General features: G+C 70.3%; 15 protein-coding genes. 12 read left to right on the forward strand and 3 right to left on the reverse strand.

The annotated features are described in order from the left end of the window. The coding region (locus tag AB7U92_RS05630) for a methyl-accepting chemotaxis protein (RefSeq protein ID WP_428575203.1) at positions 1-1,839 on the forward strand (1,839 nt) is incomplete at its 5' end. 154 nt (positions 1,840-1,993) lie between these two features. After that, on the forward strand, positions 1,994-4,903 hold the full coding sequence (locus tag AB7U92_RS05635; protein WP_428575204.1) for an adenosylcobalamin-dependent ribonucleoside-diphosphate reductase: 2,910 nt from the start codon (positions 1,994-1,996) through the stop codon (positions 4,901-4,903). A gap of 60 nt (positions 4,904-4,963) precedes the next feature. On the opposite strand, the gene AB7U92_RS05640 is transcribed toward AB7U92_RS05635, so the two are convergent. After that, entirely contained in the window at positions 4,964-6,871 is a 1,908-nt protein-coding gene (locus AB7U92_RS05640) for a putative bifunctional diguanylate cyclase/phosphodiesterase (protein WP_428575205.1), read from the reverse strand. Between the two features lie 377 nt (positions 6,872-7,248). Beyond that, complete coding sequence (locus AB7U92_RS05645; RefSeq protein WP_428575206.1) at positions 7,249-8,208, reverse strand: ProQ/FINO family protein; 960 nt, start codon at positions 8,206-8,208, stop codon at positions 7,249-7,251. Positions 8,209-8,544: 336 nt separating this feature from the next. Here AB7U92_RS05645 and AB7U92_RS05650 point away from each other — a divergent pair, with 336 nt between their 5' ends. Both AB7U92_RS05650 and AB7U92_RS05655 read left to right on the forward strand, forming a co-directional pair. Next, positions 8,545-9,477 carry a hypothetical protein gene (locus AB7U92_RS05650; protein WP_428575207.1) on the forward strand — a complete coding sequence of 311 codons (933 nt, stop codon included), beginning with the start codon at positions 8,545-8,547 and terminating at the stop codon, positions 9,475-9,477. A 236-nt stretch (positions 9,478-9,713) separates the two neighbouring features. Beyond that, complete coding sequence (locus AB7U92_RS05655) at positions 9,714-10,226, forward strand: phosphatase PAP2 family protein (RefSeq protein ID WP_428575208.1); 513 nt, start codon at positions 9,714-9,716, stop codon at positions 10,224-10,226. On the opposite strand, the gene AB7U92_RS05660 is transcribed toward AB7U92_RS05655, so the two are convergent. After that, positions 10,211-11,584, reverse strand: a complete 1,374-nt coding sequence (locus tag AB7U92_RS05660; RefSeq protein ID WP_428575209.1) for a sigma-54 interaction domain-containing protein — start codon at positions 11,582-11,584, stop codon at positions 10,211-10,213. The two genes, AB7U92_RS05655 and AB7U92_RS05660, sit on opposite strands and share 16 nt — an antisense overlap. Before the next feature lie 172 nt (positions 11,585-11,756). On the opposite strand from AB7U92_RS05660, the gene cydP reads away from it, so the two are divergent. The 8 genes from cydP to AB7U92_RS05700 form a co-directional block, all read left to right on the forward strand. Then, a complete protein-coding gene (gene cydP, locus AB7U92_RS05665; protein ID WP_428575210.1) occupies positions 11,757-11,939 on the forward strand; it encodes a cytochrome oxidase putative small subunit CydP in 183 nt (60 codons plus the stop codon). After that, complete coding sequence (locus AB7U92_RS05670; RefSeq protein WP_428575211.1) at positions 11,936-13,492, forward strand: cytochrome ubiquinol oxidase subunit I; 1,557 nt, start codon at positions 11,936-11,938, stop codon at positions 13,490-13,492. The genes cydP and AB7U92_RS05670 overlap by 4 nt, the downstream gene beginning before the upstream one ends. A gap of 10 nt (positions 13,493-13,502) precedes the next feature. Then, complete coding sequence (gene cydB / locus AB7U92_RS05675; protein ID WP_428575212.1) at positions 13,503-14,645, forward strand: cytochrome d ubiquinol oxidase subunit II; 1,143 nt, start codon at positions 13,503-13,505, stop codon at positions 14,643-14,645. A 20-nt stretch (positions 14,646-14,665) separates the two neighbouring features. Next, complete coding sequence (locus AB7U92_RS05680; RefSeq protein ID WP_428575213.1) at positions 14,666-15,049, forward strand: NifB/NifX family molybdenum-iron cluster-binding protein; 384 nt, start codon at positions 14,666-14,668, stop codon at positions 15,047-15,049. A 60-nt stretch (positions 15,050-15,109) separates the two neighbouring features. Continuing rightward, complete coding sequence (locus AB7U92_RS05685) at positions 15,110-16,762, forward strand: tetrathionate reductase family octaheme c-type cytochrome (protein WP_428575214.1); 1,653 nt, start codon at positions 15,110-15,112, stop codon at positions 16,760-16,762. Further along, complete coding sequence (locus AB7U92_RS05690) at positions 16,755-17,372, forward strand: cytochrome b/b6 domain-containing protein (protein ID WP_428575215.1); 618 nt, start codon at positions 16,755-16,757, stop codon at positions 17,370-17,372. Before AB7U92_RS05685 ends, AB7U92_RS05690 begins: the two co-directional genes overlap by 8 nt. A 31-nt stretch (positions 17,373-17,403) precedes the next feature. After that, a complete protein-coding gene (gene petA / locus AB7U92_RS05695; protein WP_428575216.1) occupies positions 17,404-18,024 on the forward strand; it encodes a ubiquinol-cytochrome c reductase iron-sulfur subunit in 621 nt (206 codons plus the stop codon). A gap of 15 nt (positions 18,025-18,039) precedes the next feature. Continuing rightward, positions 18,040-18,091: cytochrome bd oxidase small subunit, CydX/CbdX family (locus AB7U92_RS05700; protein WP_428575217.1), on the forward strand; the 52-nt coding region annotated here is incomplete at its 3' end.

The following is an 18,091-nucleotide window of genomic DNA, read 5'->3' on the forward strand; positions in this document are numbered from 1 at the left end:
CAGGCCGACCTGTCGCTGCAGGCGCGCCAGGACTCGACGCGCCAGCACGTCGAGATCGCCCACGGCATCGTGGTGTGGGCGCATGCGCTGGAGGCCAGCGGCCGGATGGACCGCGCGCAGGCGCAGCAGCTCGCGCGCAGCGCGATCGCCGCGCTGCGCTACGAAGGCAGCGAGTACTTCTGGATCAACGACATGCATCCGCGCGTCGTGATGCACCCGATCAAGCCGGAGCTCGACGGCAAGGACGTCTCCGACCTGAAGGATCCGAACGGCCTGCCGCTGTTCAAGGCCTTCGTCGCCAAGGTGCGCGAGAGCGGCAAGGGCTTCGTCGCCTACCAATGGCCCAAGCCGGGCAGCAGCGCGCCGGTGGACAAGATCTCCTACGTGCAGGGTTTCGAGCCCTGGGGCTGGGTGATCGGCTCGGGCATCTACATCGGCGACCTGCGCGAGGCCACGATGCGCCAGTTGACGATGGACGCGGCCATCGTCGCGGCCGCGCTTGTGCTGGCCGGCTACCTCTTCTTGAGCTTCTACCGCGTGATGGACGGTGGCCTCAAGGAGACGCGCCGCCACCTGCGCGCCATGACCTCCGGCGACCTCACCACCTCGCCCTCGCCCTGGGGCAACGACGAGGCCGCGCAGCTGATGCTCGAACTGCGCGCGATGCAGGACTCGCTGCGCCAGATGGTGATGCGCGTGCGCCGCTCCAGCGACGAGATCGTGCACTCCAGCAGTGAGATCGCCAGCGGCGCGATGGACCTCTCGGCGCGCACCGAGCAGGCGGCCGCCAACCTGGAGGAGTCGGCCGCGTCGATGGAGGAGATCTCCTCGACCGTCAAGAGCAGCTCCGACAACACCACCGAGGCCGCCCGCGTGGCGGGGCACAACGCCGAACTCGCCGGCGAGGGCGGCCGGGTGATGCGCGACGTGGTGCAGACCATGGACAGCATCCGTGAGTCGTCGGCGCGCATCGCCGACATCATCGCCACCATCGATGGCATCGCGTTCCAGACCAACATCCTGGCGCTCAACGCGGCGGTGGAAGCCGCGCGCGCCGGCGAGCAGGGCCGAGGCTTCGCGGTGGTGGCCGGCGAGGTGCGCACGCTGGCGCAGCGCTCGGCCGGCGCCGCGCGCGAGATCCGCGACCTGATCGGCCGCAGCGTCGAGCAGGTCGAGGCGGGCACCGGCACCGTGCACCGCGCAGGCAGCACGATGGAGGAGATCGTCACGGCCTCGCAGCGCGTCAGCCAGCTGCTGGCCGAGGTGGCCAACGGCGCGCGCGAGCAGAGCCTGGGCATCGCGCAGATCGGCGCGGCGGTGCAGGAACTCGACCGCATGACGCAGCAGAACGCCGCGCTGGTCGAGCAGACCGCCGCCGCCTCCGGCGCGATGAAGGGCCAGGCCGAATCGCTGGCCACCGAAGTGGCGCGCTTCCGCCTGCCCGAGGGCACGCGCCTGGCCGAAGCGGTGCAGGAAGACCGGGTCGACGACTTCGACTTCGACCAGGCCATCGACGCGCATCGCCAGTGGAAGGTGAAGCTGCGCAAGGCGATCGCCGAGCACAGCCAGCTCGACGCCGAGACCATCTGCCGCGACGACCGCTGCCCGCTGGGCCAGTGGATCCATGGCGCCGGCGGCCGGCGCTGGGGCAGCCGCCCGACCTTCACCGCGCTGCTGGGCAAGCACGCCGAGTTCCATGCCGCCGCCGGCGCGGTGGCGCGCAAGATCAACGCCGGCGCCTATGGCGACGCCGAGCGGCTGATCGGCTCGGGCTCCGTCTTTGCCAATGTCTCCAACGAGGTGAGCACGCTGCTGACGCGCGCCAAGCGCGGGCTCTGAGCCCGGGCTGCGGTGATCTGCCCTCCGCCAGGAGGGCTTTGCACTGTGTCAATCCGCTGCGGATCGGGCACCATGCGGGCTGTCTTTTCATCCAGGTCAAAGGCAGGCGGCGGCTGCAGGGCTACCGTGCGCCCTCGCACCGGAGACACCCCACATGCACGAGACCCGCAAGAGCGCCGACGCGCCGCACACCCAGCACAACCTGCCGGCCCAGCCGATCAGCGAAGAAGTGCTGATCGAGAAATACGCCAAGGGCGACGAGCGCAGCATCGCCGCCGTGCATGCCCGGGTGGCGCGCGCGCTGGCACAGGCCGAGCCCGCCGAGCAGCGCAAGCAGTGGGAAGAGCGCTTTGCCGCCGCGCTTGATGCCGGCTTCGTACCCGCCGGCCGCATCCAGTCGGCCGCCGGCACCGATCTGTCGGCCACGCTGATCAACTGCTTCGTGCAGCCGGTGGGCGACTCGATCGCCCACGTCGACGACGGCCATCCCGGCATCTACACCGCGCTGACCGAAGCCGCCGAGACGATGCGCCGCGGCGGCGGCGTGGGCTACGACTTCTCGCGCATCCGCCCGCGCGGCGCGTGGGTGGGCAGCACCCAGAGCAGCGCCTCCGGCCCGGTGAGCTACATGCGCGTGTTCGACCGCAGCTGCGAGACGGTGGAGAGCGCCGGCGCGCGCCGCGGCGCGCAGATGGGCGTGCTGCGCTGCGACCACCCCGACGTCGAGGAGTTCATCCACGCCAAGGACGGCGGCGACCTGAAGAACTTCAACATCTCCGTGGGCGTGACCGACGCCTTCATGGACGCGGTGCAGGCCGACGCCGAGTTCGAGCTGGTGCACCGCGCCGAGCCCGGCGTGGCGCAGAAGGCGGCGGGCGCCTACCAGAAGGCCGAGCCCGGCGGCCATGGCCTGTGGGTCTACCGCAAGATCCGCGCGCGCGACCTGTGGGACCAGATCATGCGGTCCACCTACGACCACGCCGAACCCGGCGTGCTCTTCCTCGACCACATCAACCGCGACAACAACCTGTCGTACTGCGAGACCATCGCCAGCACCAACCCCTGCGCGGAGCAGCCGCTGCCGCCCTACGGCTGCTGCTGCCTCGGCTCGATCGACCTGACACGCTTCGTGCGCGACCCCTTCGAGCCGAACGCGTCGTTCGACGACGCCGCCTTCGCCAAGGTGGCCAAGGTCGCCACGCGCATGCTCGACAACGTGCTCGACGTGACCGTCTGGCCCCTGCCGCAGCAGCAGCAGGAAGCGCGCAACAAGCGCCGGGTGGGCCTGGGCTTCACCGGCCTGGGCGACGCGCTGGTGATGCTCAACCTGCGCTACGACACCTCCGAGGCGCGCGCGATGGCGCGGCGCATCAGCGAGGTGATGCGCGACGCGGCCTACGAGGCCTCCAGCGACCTGGCGCGCGAGCGCGGCTCGTTCCCGCTGTTCAACGCCGACCTGTACCTCAGCGGCAGCACCTTCGCCTCGCGGTTGCCGCAGGCGCTGAAGGACCGCATCCGCGCGAATGGCCTGCGCAACTCGCACCTGCTGTCGATCGCGCCCACCGGCACCATCAGCCTGGCCTTCGCCGACAACGCCAGCAACGGCATCGAGCCCGCCTTCAGCTGGACCTACAACCGCAAGAAGCGCATGCCCGACGGCAGCTTCAAGGAATATGCGGTGGAAGACCACGCCTGGCGCCTGTACCGTCACCTCAAGGGCGAGAAGGCACCGCTCACCAACGCCTTCGTCACCGCGCTGGAGATGAGCGCCAAGGCGCACGAGGCGATGGTGGCCGCGGTGGCGCCGTGCATCGACACCGCGATCAGCAAGACCGTCAACGTGCCGGCCGACTATCCGTACGAGGACTTCCAGCACCTCTACCTCGAGGCCTGGCAGTCGGGCCTGAAGGGCCTGGCCACCTATCGCCCGAACGCCGTGCTCGGCTCGGTGCTGAGCGTGGCGCCCACCGCCGCGGCGCCGCTGCAGATCGAGGACAAGAACCGCCGCCTCGCGCTCGACCGGTTGCCCGCGCCGGTGCTGTCGTCGCTGCGCTGGCCGGGCCGGCCCGAGCTGCCCGGCGGCAACCCGGCGTGGACGTACATGATCAACCACCCGTTCGGCAGCTTCGCGCTGTTCGTCGGCGAGCTGGCGCCGGAGGGCGGTGGCTCACCCCAGCCGTTCGAGGTGTGGGTCAACGGCGCCGAGCAGCCGCGCGGCCTGGGTGCGATGGCCAAGACGCTGTCGATGGACCTGCGCGCCAACGACCCGGCCTGGCTGCAGCTCAAGCTGGATGCGCTGGCCACCGTGGCCGAGGAGCGCGCCTTCGAGATGGCTTTCCCGCCGCACGGCGAGAAGCGCCTGTTCCCCGGCGTGGTAGCGGCCACCGCGGCGGTGGTGCGCTGGCGCTGCGAGCAGCTCAAGGCGCTGCCGCGCCTGGGCCAGAAGGTGGCCACGCCGGTGATCGATGCGATGTTCAGCCGCGACGAGCCGCGCACCGGCCCTTCGGGCACGCTGGCCTGGTCGGTCGACATCGACAACCCGGCCACCGGCGAGAACTTCACCCTCACGCTCAAGGAAGTGACGCTGCCCGGCCCCGATGGCGGCACCGTCACGCGGCCCTGCGCGGTAGGCTTCTCCGGCAACTACCCGCGGGCGATGGACGGCCTGGCGCGCATCCTGTCGCTGGACATGCGCGTGATCGACCCGGCGTGGATCGGCATGAAGCTGCGCAAGCTGCTGAACTATGCCGAGCCGCTCGGCCACTTCATGGCCTTCGTGCCCGGCCTGCCGCACGGCGAGCGCCGCCAGCAGACCTGGCCGTCGACGGTGGCCTACCTGGCGCGGCTGATCATCCACCGCTACGCGATGCTCGGCGTGCTCGACGAGCAGGGCTTTCCGCTGCGCGACATGGGCGTGCTCGAGTCGCCCAAGGGCAGCAGCGCCGCCACCACGCCGGCGTTGCAGGCCGGCTCGGTGTGCCCGGAGTGCGGCAACCCGACGGTGATCCACAAGGACGGCTGCGACTTCTGCACGGCCTGCGGGTATGTGGGGCAGTGCGGGTGAAGCTGGCGAGTACCCGCATGGGTTGCTTGTGTGTCGGGACAGCGCGGAGTGCTTCGGTCCCTATAGCACCGCCCGTGGTGAGGCCAAACCGGAGGCCTTCGACGTCTGCAAGCTGACGCCGGCTTCCCGCCCAGCGCCACCCAGCAGGGCCTCGATGCGCGCCATGGGCTCCGGCCGGCCGATGAAGTAGCCCTGCGCCACGTCGCAGCCCAGCGCCTTCAGCCGTTCGAGGGTCGGCCCGTCCTCGATGCCCTCGGCAATCACGCGCCGGCCCAGGTTGTGCGACAGGTCGACGATCGAGCGCACGAGCACGGCGTTGTGCTCGTCGCGCAGCATGTCGGTCACGAAGCTGCGGTCGATCTTGATGTCATCCACCGGCAGCCGCCGCAGGTAGGACAGCGACGACATGCCGGTGCCGAAGTCGTCGATGGCGATGCGCATGCCCATCGCCGCCAGCTTCTCGAAGGCCGCGGCCGCGCGCCCGATGTCGGCCATCGTGGCGCTTTCGGTGAGCTCCAGCTCGAGGCAGCTGGCCGGCAGATCGGCGGCCCGCAGCCAGGCGCCGATGCGCGCCGGCAGCTCGGCGTCCAGCAGGTCCAGTGGCGACAGGTTCACCGCCACGCTCAGCTCCCAGCCCCGGGCACGCCAGCGCGCGGCGGTGCCGATGGCCTGGCGCAGCACCCAGCCCGTGAGCTCGCGGATCAGGCCGCTCTGCTCGGCCAGCGGGATGAAGCGGTCGGGCGCGACCCGGCCCAGGCGCGGGTGCTGCCAGCGCACCAGCGCCTCGACGCCCTCCAGCCGCCCGCTTTGCAGCGACAGCTTGGGCTGGTAGTGCAGCTCGAACTGACCCTGCTCGATGGCGGTGCGCAGGTCGTTGGCGAGAGTGAGCCGCTCGAGCGAGTTCGGGTCGGCTGCGGCGGCGTAGAGCGCGTGCCCGGCCTGTCGCCGCTTGGCGTCGTACATGGCGACGTCGGCGCGCTGGATCAGCGTGTCGGCGTTCTGGCCATGCTCGGGGTAGACCGCGATGCCCACACTGGTTCCGAGCCGCAGTGACACGCCGTTGATGACGAACGCCTCGCTGAGCACTTGCTGGATCTTGTGCGCGCAATGCACCGCGCCGTCGCCCGCGGTCTGCGGCAGCACGATCGAGAACTCGTCGCCGCCGAGGCGCGCGCACGTGTCCGCCGCGCGCAAGGCCCGCTGCAGCCGTTCGGCCACCTGCCGCAGCAGCTCGTCGCCGCTGGCATGTCCGAGCGTGTCGTTGACCTCCTTGAACCGATCCAGGTCCATGATCAGCAGCGCCAGAGGCTGGCGCTCACGCGCAGCCAGGCGCAGCCCATGGGCCAGGCGGGCATGGAGCAGGCTGCGGTTCGGCAGCCCGGTCAGTTCGTCGTGCCGAGCCTGGTGAACCAGGGCCGTGTTCTTCTCGTCCAGCCGGCGCCCGATCGTCGAAGCGATGACCAGCGCGGCCCAGACCGCAAGCCAGACCACCACGACGCCCAGCGCAGCCAGCTTGAGCGCGAGCGACTCCAGGATCGGCGGCGCCACGGACACAGCGGCGCCGGCGGTGGCTTCGGTGAAGGGTGCTTCGCCACTGGCCAACCGTTCTGCAACTTGGGCCCGTGCCGGCACTGCCATCTGCACCGAAGCGTCCTCGGCGATGCGGTACGCCATGACGCCGAAGAGGGCGAGAACGAGGATCGACACCCCGATGGTGGCCAGCAGCATGCGGTTGCGCAACTCGGCACTCGACGCCCCGCCGGCCTCGGTGGGCGCCTGGCGCGTGTTCAGGCTGGCGATGCGGTAGACAGGGCAGAAGGCCAGCGGCGCGAACAGCAGGTTGACGATGCCGAAGACGCCGAGGATGGCGCCGGCCACCGGGGCGGTGATGAACCAGTCGTCGAAGAAGCCGAACCAGATCAGACCCAGCCCGATGCCGGCGCGAAGCACCTGGTCGAGCGGCCCCATGTTCCGGCACGAGCGCAGCGGCCATCCAAACCGACGCGGCGGCCGGGACACGGCGGCTGGCGTGATCTTGTTCTCGGTCATCGTTCTCGGGCCGTGGCGACTTCGCCGGGGTGATCTCAGGGATGCGGTCGCGTGGCGTGCGCCGGGCGGGCAAGCCTTCGTGCGGGTTCGACCTATATCGTCCCGCAGGCGCCGGACTTGAGCCGGCTGCACCTGATCAGGCACGACGCCGTGCTGGCGCCGGATGCGAAGCTGCCGCTCGCCCAAGACTCTTGATGGCCGAAGGCTGACGCCAGCAAGTGAATGCTCAATCGACCGCTACCGCCGGAGGTGGTCGTTGTTCGAAGACCATCCCGTCGCCGGCGGCATCCGGGCCATCACCGTGAGCCGCGTTCCTGTCGCGCCTGGGTCAGAAGCGCCTCCAGGGCGGCCTCGCTCAGCCCCTTCAAGGCTCCGAAGTTGGCCTTCGACAGCGGGCTCTGCTCGAAGCTGCGCAGCAGCAAGGCGCGCTGGCGGCGAGCCTCGGCGTCGGCCGCCTGCTCGGGCGTCAGTGGCAATGCCGGCGCGTTCACGGTCTCCTGTTCCTGGCTGCGGGCAGGGTTCCGCTCGGGTGGGGGCTTGTGGCTGCGCCTTGGCTCACCCAAGCCAACGTCGCTGCGCCGGCCTGGCCCCCGTTGTGCGCCAGGTTGAGGCGGTCGGGAGCGCCGTGGTGCCGGGTTGGGCTGCGATTGCCGCCGAGTGTGATCTGGGCGATCGGGAGAAGCGGGCGGCACCGGGCCTGCGCCAGGAACGGCAGGCGGCTCCGCAGCTGCTGGCGCAGCCGGATTCGACGCCGTCGCCTGTGGGGAAGGCATGGGCCGGCGGGGCCGCTGCGGCGGACGGGCATCGGATCGCGAAGCGCGGGCCGCCTCGCGCCCTGCGAGCTTCTTTGCTTCGACGATGGCACGGCGCCGTTCGAGTTCCACGCCCGCAGCATCACGATGCTCGGCGGCGATGTCGCCGGCCGGCTGGCCATCCAGATCGATGCGTGTCGCCCCTTCGGCCACCAGGGCCCGCAGGTAGGCGGTCGCGGTGGTGTAGCGCTGCAGGAACAGCGAGAGGGCCTTCTTGGTGAAGACGCCCGGCACGCGTTGATGAATGTCGGCGTGGATGCGGAGCTTGATCGGCTTGATCACGCCAGCACCGAACAGCGCCGGGAAGTGCTCGGCCAGCAGGCGCGCGGTGTCCGCCACGCTGGGTTCGGGCGGCGGTGCCGGCGCAGCGTCGATCGGCGCGTCCGTCGTCACAAGGGGCGCAGGGCCCGGCGCAGTCTCGGGGGTCTTGGGGATGTCAGGCATCGGAACGAGGCAGGTCAGTCACCGGGGCTGTGTCTCCGGGCCCCCTATTCTCGGGCCTGAGCCTCGATCGCTGCGCGCGCTGCCGGAACCCCGGCCGGCTTGCGCTGCGTGCGCAGTCCGTGGCGTCCGCGGTGGCGGTGTGGGCACGTGGCGGCTCCGGGTCGAAGGTAGCGGAAATTTGGCGCAGGTGGGACGAGTCACCTGCATCGATGGGTGGCGCCAGCGCGACCCGGCGACTGTCATGGTTCAAAATGAACTTGCAGCCTCTGCGTCCGTGCACAGGCCATGGTGGCAGGCGGTCCGATAGAAGGCCGTGGCACTCACAGAACTCGCCCGATGCCAGAGCATTCCGAACACCTCGGCCTGCCATCTGCCGGCCTCTCCCCGCCGAGCGCACCCGCCAGGCAGCGCGCGCTCGACATCGCCGCACTCGGCCTCGGTGCGCGCGATCGTGCCGCGCTGGTCTCGATGACTCGCCTGCTCGACGGGCAGGCCGGGCTCTGTCTGCGCTGGGTGGAAGACGCCACCGCCTGCACCACACTGTTCGTGCCGCACGACTGGTCGCAGTACGTCTCGCCGCCGCGGGTGCTGGTGCGGCTGACGCCACGCGGAGCGACGCCGGCCGCATTGCCGCGCGGCCTGGCGGTGGCTTCACCGCTTCGGGTCGGCGAGATGACCGAGGCTCTCCATGCCGCCGCTGCGTTGTACGAGCTGGCGCGAGACGCCGTGCAGCGCGAGCATGCCCGCGTGGCGCTGCATGCCTTGCGCGACCTGCTGGTCGGGGCTCTCCTGGCCGGCGAGCGCCGGCGCACGATGTTCGGCCTGGGCGCCGGGCACGGCATGGTCGTTGATTTCCGCACGGGTGACATCGCCAGCTCGCTGCAGCAGGCCGAGCTGCTGGCGCGACCACTGCAACTCGCCGATCCGCAACGCGCCACGGACGCCCTGCCGTGGACGGGTGCGAGCCACAGCTTCCAGTTGTCGACCCTGCTGTGGCGCATCACGCACGCCCTGATCGACCAGGGCGTCTCACCGCGCACCATCAATGGCCGCTACCAGCTCACCCGCCAGCCCGAGCCTGTGGCTCTCGCGCGCCCGAACATGCCGCGGCTGGTGACGGCCTGGACGCAGCGCGCCATGAACGTTGGCGAAGCGGCGGCGACGGGCCGGCTCTCGGCCTTCGAGATCCTGTGGTTCCTGAGCACCGCACTGGCCCTGGGCATTGCAGTGCCGGCTGCCGGGCCACAGCCGGTCACGGCGCACGCCTGAGCGGTGCAGGCCGAGGGGAAGCCGCGGCCAGGCCGTTCGAGCCGCCGGCGGGCCAGCGCTCGCTCCATCCATCCACTGCATGCGGCGTCCGTGGTGGCGGTGTGGGCACTTGCCGAGCGTGCGTCAAAGGTGGCGGAAACTGGTGGCCCATCGCGTGAATCACTTGCACAACGGGGCAGCGGCACGGGGACTGAGTGATTGAAATGGTTCGAAATCGACTCGCGGCGTATGTGCCCATGCTCATGCTGTTCGTCGCCCAGGCCGCGGCGCCGGCCCTCGCCTACGACCACCGGCGCGCCGGCGACGTGCTCGAGAACGCACTGCCGGCCGCCGCCGCGATGGTGGAGCTGTGGCGTGGAGACCATGAAGGGCTGGGGCAGTTCGGCGGGTCGTATGTCGCCACCCTGCTCGGCACGCAGGCGCTGAAGAAGGGGCTGGACGTGCGTCGGCCCGATGGCGGCGTCGAGTCCTTCCCCTCGGGCCACGCGGCGAAGGCATTCGCCGCGGCAACCTACATGCACCGCCGCCATGGCTGGGATGCCGCCTGGCCCTGGTATGCCGCCGGAGCCTACGTGGGCTGGACGCGCGTGAACGCGAACCGCCACCGTTGGATCGATGTCGCCGGCAGCCTGGGGCTGGCCGCAGCCTCGAGCTGGTGGCTGGTGGCGCCGCTGGCCGACAAGGGGTTGACCGTGCTGCCGGTGATCGGGCCCGGCCATGCCAGCCTGACGCTTCAGGCTCGCTGGTGAATCTCGCCGAGCCGCCTGTACAGCGTGCGCAGGCTGATGCCGAGCGCACGCGCCAGTTCCTCTCGGCTGCCATGGTGGCCGGCCAGCGCGGCTTCCAGCGCCGCCCGCTCGGCCGCGCGCCGCGCGGCCCTCGGCGTGGCGACGGTATTTGCGGGGCCGGCGGCTGAAGCAAGCGGCCCCGCCGCGCGCAGGCCCACCGCCAGCGCTCGCTCGATCACGGCCTCGCCGATCACGTCGCCATCGGTGAGCAGCGCGGCGCGCTCCAGCACGTTGCGCAGCTCGCGCACGTTGCCCGGGAACGGGTGACGGGCCAGCCGCGCCAGCGCCGCGGCGGCCAGCGACAGCCGCCGCGCCGGCGCCACGCGCGCCAGCAGCGAGGTGGCCAGCAGCGGGATGTCGCCGCCACGCTCGCGCAGCGGCGGCAGGGCGATGGGGAAGGTGCTGAGCCGGTAGTACAGGTCTTCGCGGAAGCGCCCCTGCGCCACCATCGCGCCGAGATCGCGGTGCGTGGCCGAGACCAACCGCACATCGGCGCGGCGCAGCTCGGTGCTGCCCACGCGCCGGTAGGTGCCGCTTTCCAGCAGGCGCAGCAGCTTGACCTGCATCGGCAGCGGGATGTCGCCCACCTCGTCGAGGAACAGCGTGCCGCCGCTGGCCGCTTCCACCAGGCCGGGACGGGCGGTCTGCGCGCCGGTGAAGGCGCCCTTCTCGTGGCCGAACAGCTCGCTCTCGAACAGCGTCTCGGGCAGGCTGGCGCAATCCACCACCACCAGCGGACGCGCGGCGCGCGCACTGGCCTCGTGGATCGCGCGTGCCACCAGCTCCTTGCCGGTGCCCGATTCGCCGAGCAGCAGCACGGCGGCCTCCGATGGCCCGACCCGCGCCACCAGGCCGAGCATCTCCTGGAACGGCGCCGAGCGGCCGATCAGCCCGCTGGCCGAGGGCTCGCCCTGGGCCACGCGCAGCGGCTCCATCTTTTCGATGAAGTGGGTCTGGCGGCCTGTCGTGTCGCGCAGCGGCACCAGCTCGATGTTCACGTAGGCCTCGCCCTGCGGCGTGTGGTGCAGGTGCAGCACGCGCTCGCGCTGGCCGCTGCGGCGGGCACGCGCCAGCGGGCAGCTCTCGCCGGCCTGGTCGCACGGCACGTTGAAGCGGTGCGAGACGTCGTAGCAGGTGCGGCCCACCACCGAGGCGTGCGGGCTGAACTGGCTGCGGTAGGCCGCATTGGCCGCGAGGATGCGGTACTGCTCGTCGAACAGGATGTGCGGCTCGGGCAGGCCCTCGAGGTAGGACACCAGCTCGGGCAGCGGGCCGCCGGCGGGCGGCGGGGCGGGTGGGCGGCGGGACTCGGTGCTCATGGCGGGGTACGGGCCGATGACATTCTGCCACCGCATGCCAACTCCAGCCATGTGTGCCAGAAAAACTGGCAGCCGGCGCCTCAGGTGGAACACCGCCGAAGAGCCAAGTCATTGACTTGATTGAGATTTTCTTCGGCGTCCGGCGTGGCACGCGTCTTGATCTGTGTCGAGCATGACCGACCGTCGCCTCGTCCGCCATCTCGCCATCGCCGTGCTGCTGAAGCTGCTCGCGCTCGTGGTGCTGTGGGTGGCCTTCGTTCGCGATGCGCGCGTCGACGTCGATGCGAACGAGGCCGTCTCCCGGCTCGGCACGCCCTTTACTTCCGCCCCTCCACACCAGGACGCTTCCCGATGATCTCCGAGCAACTCGTCGACCTGTCGCGCCTGCAGTTCGCAGCCACCGCGATGTACCACTTCCTGTTCGTGCCGCTGACGCTGGGCATGGTGTGGCTGCTGGTGATCATGGAGTCGGTCTACGTGATGACCGGCCAGACGGTGTGGAAGGACATGACCCGCTTCTGGGGCAAGCTCTTCGGCATCAACTTCGCGCTCGGCGTCACCACCGGCATCACGCTGGAGTTCCAGTTCGGCACCAACTGGGCCTATTACTCGCACTACGTCGGCGACATCTTCGGCGCGCCGCTGGCCATCGAGGGCCTGATGGCCTTCTTCCTCGAGAGCACCTTCATCGGCCTGTTCTTCTTCGGCTGGGATCGGCTGTCGAAGACGCAGCACCTGATGGTGACCACGCTGATGGCGGTGGGCACCAACCTCAGCGCACTGTGGATCCTGATCGCCAACGGCTGGATGCAGAACCCGGTGGGTGCCGAGTTCAGCTGGCAGACCATGCGCATGGAGATGACGGACTTCTGGGCCGTGGTCTTCAACCCCGACGCGCAGGCCAAGTTCGTGCACACCGTCTCGGCGGGCTACGTGACCGGCGCGATGTTCGTGCTGTCGATCTCGGCGTGGTACCTGCTCAAGGGCCGCGACATCGAGTTCGCCAAGCGCAGCTTCCGCGTGGCCTCGGCCTTTGGCCTGGCCAGCGTGTGCTCGGTGATCGTGCTCGGCGACGAGAGCGGCTACACCGTCGGCGAGGCACAGCAGACCAAGATGGCCGCGCTCGAGGCGATGTGGGAGACCGAGCCCGCGCCCGCTGGCCTGAAGCTGATTGCCGGCATCGACGAGAAGGCGCAACGCAATACCTGGGAGGTCGAGATTCCCTGGGTGATGGGCCTGATCGGCACACGCTCGGTCAGCCAGCAGATCCCGGGCATCCACGACATCAAGGCGAAGAACCGCGAGCGCATCGTCAACGGCATCACGGCGGTGATCGCGCTGGAAACGCTGCGCCAGCACCGTGACGATCCGGTGGCGCGCCAGGTGCTGGAGGCCACCAAGGGCGACCTCGGCTTCGGCCTGCTGCTGAAGAAGTACACCGCCGACGTGCGCCAGGCCACGACCGAGATGATCGACAGGGCGGTGGACGACACCGTGCCGCGCGTGACGCCGATGTTCTGGAGCTTCCGTCTCATGGTTGGCCTCGGCTTCGCGATGCTGGTGCTGTTCGCGCTGGCCTTCTGGAGCACGCTGAAGGCGGAGTGCACCGCGCGGCCCTGGTTGCTGCGCTGGGCGTTGCTGATGCTGCCGGCGCCGTGGATCGCCAGCGAGCTCGGCTGGTTCGTCGCCGAGTACGGCCGCCAGCCCTGGACCATCTACGGCGTGCTGCCCACGCACCTGTCCGTGTCCACCCTCAGCGTGAACAGCCTGTACGGCTCGCTGGCCGGCTTCATCGGCTTCTACACGCTGCTGCTGGTGGTGGAGATCTACCTGATGGTGAAGTTCGCGCGCCAGGGGCCGGGCTCGCTCGGCACCGGCCGCTACCAGTTCGAACCCGCCCACGCCTGAGGCCCGCACCATGATCGACTATCCGACCCTCAAGATCGTCTGGTGGCTGCTCGTCGGCGTGCTGCTGGTGGGCTTCGCCATCATGGACGGCCACGACATGGGCGTGGGCACGCTGCTGCCGTTCGTCGGCCGCGGCGATGACGAACGCCGTGTCGTCATCAACACCGTCGGCCCGCACTGGGACGGCAACCAGGTCTGGTTCATCACCGGCGGCGGGGCGATCTTCGCCGCCTGGCCGCTGGTCTACGCCACCGCCTTCAGCGGCTTCTACTGGGCGATGCTCGCCGTGCTGTGGGCGCTGTTCTTCCGCCCGGTGGGCTTCGACTACCGCAGCAAGATCCACCATCCCGCGTGGCGCAGCACCTGGGACTGGGGCCTGTTCGTCGGCGGGTTCGTGCCGCCGCTGATCTTCGGCGTGGCCTTCGGCAACCTGCTGCAGGGCGTGCCCTTCCACTTCGACGACTTCCTCGTGCCCACCTACACCGGCACGTTCTGGCAGTTGCTCAACCCCTTCGCGCTGCTGGCCGGCGTGGTCGCGAGCGCGATGATCACCATGCACGGCGGCACCTACCTCGCGCACCGCACCGAAGGCGCGATCCAGGCGCGGGCCGTCAACGCCACGGTGGGCGCGGCGTTGCTGGCCGTGCTCGCCTTCGTCGGCGCGGGCGTGTGGCTGCGCATCGGCGGCATCGACGGCTTCGTGATCACCTCGGCCATCGACCCGGCCGCGCTGCCCGACCCGCTGGCCAAGACGGTGGTGCGCAGCGCCGATGCCTGGTGGGCCAACTACTGCAGCCAGCCGCTGCTGTGGCTGCTGCCCGCGCTCGGCGTGGCCGGCGCGCTGCTCGCCGCCGGGCTGGCGGTCGTGCGGCGCACGCTGGCGGCCTTCGTGGCCTCGGCGCTGGCGATGACCGGAATCATCGGCACCGCCGGCGCGGCGATGTTCCCCTTCGTGATGCCCTCGTCGAGCATGCCGGCGGCCAGCCTCACCGTGTGGGACAGCGTCTCCAGCCACCTCACGCTCGGCCTGATGTTCTGGGCCACGCTGATCTTCATGCCGCTGATCGTCTTCTACACCGGCTGGGCCTACCGGGTGATGCGCGGCAAGGTGACCGTCGCGCAGATCCGCGCCAACAGCCACACCGCCTACTGAACCCGCTCACGGAATCGACCATGACGCTCCTCGCCCTGACCACCCAGAACCGCCGCGACATCAGCGAACACGCCGGCCGCTGCCGCCGCTTCCTCGTGACGCGGCTCGACGACACCGGGCAGCCCGGCCCGTGGCAGCCCATCGAGCTCGCCCTGACGGACACGCTGCACGAAGTGCACGACGGCCTGCCTGCGCCGCTGGCCGGCGTGGACGTGCTCATCACCCGCGGTGCCGGCCCGGGCCTGGCACGGCGTCTCGCGCGCAGCGGCGTGCAGGTGCTGCTCACCACCCACACCGAACCGGCCGCCGCACTGCAGGCCTGGCGCGCCGGCGAACTCGCACCCGCGCCGCAGGTGGCCGCCGAGGGCGGCTGCGGCCACGAGGGCTGCGGCTGTCATCACTGAGCCGCCGGCCCCCCTGCTCACACAGCGACGCAGAGCGCACACCACGACAGGAGACAAGCCATGGTCAGGAACGGTTCTCCCCCACCCACCCCGCCGCGGCGACGCGCAGCGACGTGGCTCGTAGCCGCTTCGCTGCTGCTGGCGGCGCTGCCGGCCGTCGCCGGCAAGACCACCGCCGACCACAGCAAGTTCAAGGAACTGCAGGGCCCCTTCGCCAGCGGTGAGGAGGTCACCCAGGTCTGCCTGTCGTGCCACACCGAGGCCGGCAAGCAGGTCATGGCCACGCGCCACTGGACCTGGGAGTACACCAACCCGCAGACCGGGCAGAAGCTGGGCAAGAAGACGATGCTCAACGGCTTCTGCATCGGCGACCAGTCCAACGAGGCGTTCTGCCAGTCGTGCCACGTGGGCTACGGCTGGAAGGACAAGAACTTCAACTTCAAGGCCGAGAGCAAGGTCGACTGCCTGGTCTGCCACCACGGCGGCGGTTACAGGAAGCCGGCCGGCATGGCCGGCGAGGTGCCGACCGTGCGCACCGAACTGCCGCCGGGCTCGGGCAAGTTCGTCGAGCCGGTCGATCTGGCCAAGGTCGCGCAGGGCGTGGGCAAGACACGCACCGAGAACTGCGGCAGCTGCCATTACTTCGGCGGCGGCGGCGACGGCGTGAAGCACGGCGACCTCGACTCCTCGCTCGACCGCGCCAGCCGCGAGCTCGACGTGCACATGGCCGACAAGGACAAGGGCGGGGCGGGTTTCAGCTGCTCGACCTGTCACGAATCCGACGGCCACAGCATCGCCGGCAGCCGCATCGAGATGACGGCGGCCGACCCGCACGGCCCGCGCCTGCGCGGCGACACGGCCCACGAGCCGCGCAATGCCGCCACCTGCCAGAGCTGCCACGGCGACAAGCCGCACAGGCAGGGCCCGCTGGCGGTGGATCTGCTCAACAACCACACCGACAAGCTCGCCTGCCAGGCCTGCCACGTGCCCGAGTTCGCGCGTGGCGGCGTGCCCACCAAGATGACCTGGGACTGGTCGACCGCCGGCCAGCTCTCGCCCGAGGGCAAGCCGATCCAGAAGAAGGACGCGCACGGCCACGTGATCTACGACAGCAAGAAGGGCGACTTCACGCTGGCCGAGAACGTGCGCCCCGAGTACCTCTGGTTCAACGGCAAGGTCAGCTACACCACGCAGGACATGGTGATCGACCAGAGCAAGCCGGTGCCGATCAACACCTTCCACGGCAGTCCCGACGACCCGAACGCGCGCATCTGGCCGGTCAAGCGCTTCGTCGGCAAGCAGCCCTACGACCTCGAGCACAAGCGGCTGCTGGTGCCGCACACGGCTACGCCCGACGACACCGCCTTCTGGTTCAACTTCGACTGGACCAAGGCGCTGGCCGCCGGCGCGCAGGCCACCGGCATGCCCTTCAGCGGCAAGCATGGCTTCGTGACCACCGAGATGCTGTGGCCGATCACGCACATGGTGGCGCCCAAGGAGAAGACGGCGCGCTGCTCCTCGTGCCACCAGGCCGCGCAGACCAGCCGCCTCGGCGAGTTGCCGGGCGTCTACGTGCCAGGCCGCGACCGCCATCCTTGGATCGACCGGCTCGGCTGGATCGCCGCCGCCGCGGCGCTGGCCGGCGTGCTCGTGCATGCCGCCGGCCGCGTGCTCACCCGTCGCCGCAGCACCCACGGAGGCCGCCATGGCTGAACGCATCCTGCTCTACCGGCGCTACGAGCGCTTCTGGCACTGGTCGCAGGCCCTGCTGGTGCTGACCATGCTGGTCACCGGCTTCGAGGTGCACGGCAGCGTTCACCTGCTCGGCTTCTACACCTCTGTTCGCGTGCACACGCTGGCGGCGTGGACGCTCATCGCGCTGTGGGTGTTCACCGTGTTCTGGCACTTCACCACCGGCGAGTGGCGGCAGTACGTGCCGACGCTCGAGCGCATCGGCGCGATGGCGCGCTACTACGCGCTCGGCATCTTCCGCGGCGAGCCGCACCCGTACCACAAGACCGCGGCGAAGAAGCACAACCCGCTGCAGCGCCTGACCTACCTGGTGCTGCTGGCCGTGGTGCTGCCGCTGATCTGGGTCTCGGGGCTGCTGTACCTGCTGCGCGCCTGGTGGCCGCGCCTCGGCCTCGACGCCTGGCTCGGCCTCGAGGCCGTGGCCTGGGTGCACACCGGTGCCGCCTTCCTGATGCTCGCCTTCGTGATCGTGCACGTGTACCTCACGACCACCGGCCACACCGTGTTCGCCCACATCAAAACCATGATCACCGGCTGGGAAGACGTGCCCGACGAGGGCCCGGCGCGATGAGCGCGACAGCCACCAACCCAAGGAGTTCGACATGAGCACCCCTTCCCTCGATGCCGCCGCCGCGATGCCCGGCGCCAGCGACCCCGAGCGGCGCTTCTGGCTGATCGCCACCGGCGCAGCCGGCGGCGTGGCCGCGCTCGGCACCGCCGTGCCCTTCGTCTCCAGCTTCGCGCCCAGCGAACGCGCCAAGGCGATGGGTGCGGCGGTGGAAGTCGACATCGGTGACATCGCCCCCGGCGGCATGAAGACCGTCGAGTGGCGCGGCAAGCCGGTGTGGATCCAGCGCCGCACGCCGGAGATGATCGCCGCGCTGAAGGGCCAGGAGGTGGCGCTCGCCGACCCCGATTCGGAGCGCGACGGCTTGCCCGAGGCGCTGCGCAACCCCGGCCGCTCGATGAAGCCGGAGGTCTTCGTCGCGGTGGGCATCTGCACCCACCTGGGCTGCTCGCCGAGTGCGGTGGCCGAGGGCAGCGGCAACCCGAGTGTCGGCGCCGACTGGCACGGCGGCTTCTTCTGCCCCTGCCACGGCTCCACCTTCGACCTCGCCGGCCGCGTGTTCAAGAACAAGCCCGCGCCGACCAACCTCGAGATCCCGCCGCACCGCTACCTGAGCGACTCGTGGCTGCTGATCGGCGAGAGCGACGCGGCCTGAGAAAGGAACCAGACCATGTGGTACTTCGCCTGGATGCTCGGCGTCGGATTCGCGGTGCTGCTCGCGG

Source organism: Piscinibacter sp. (assembly GCF_050175855.1).
Lineage (GTDB): Bacteria > Pseudomonadota > Gammaproteobacteria > Burkholderiales > Burkholderiaceae_C > Piscinibacter.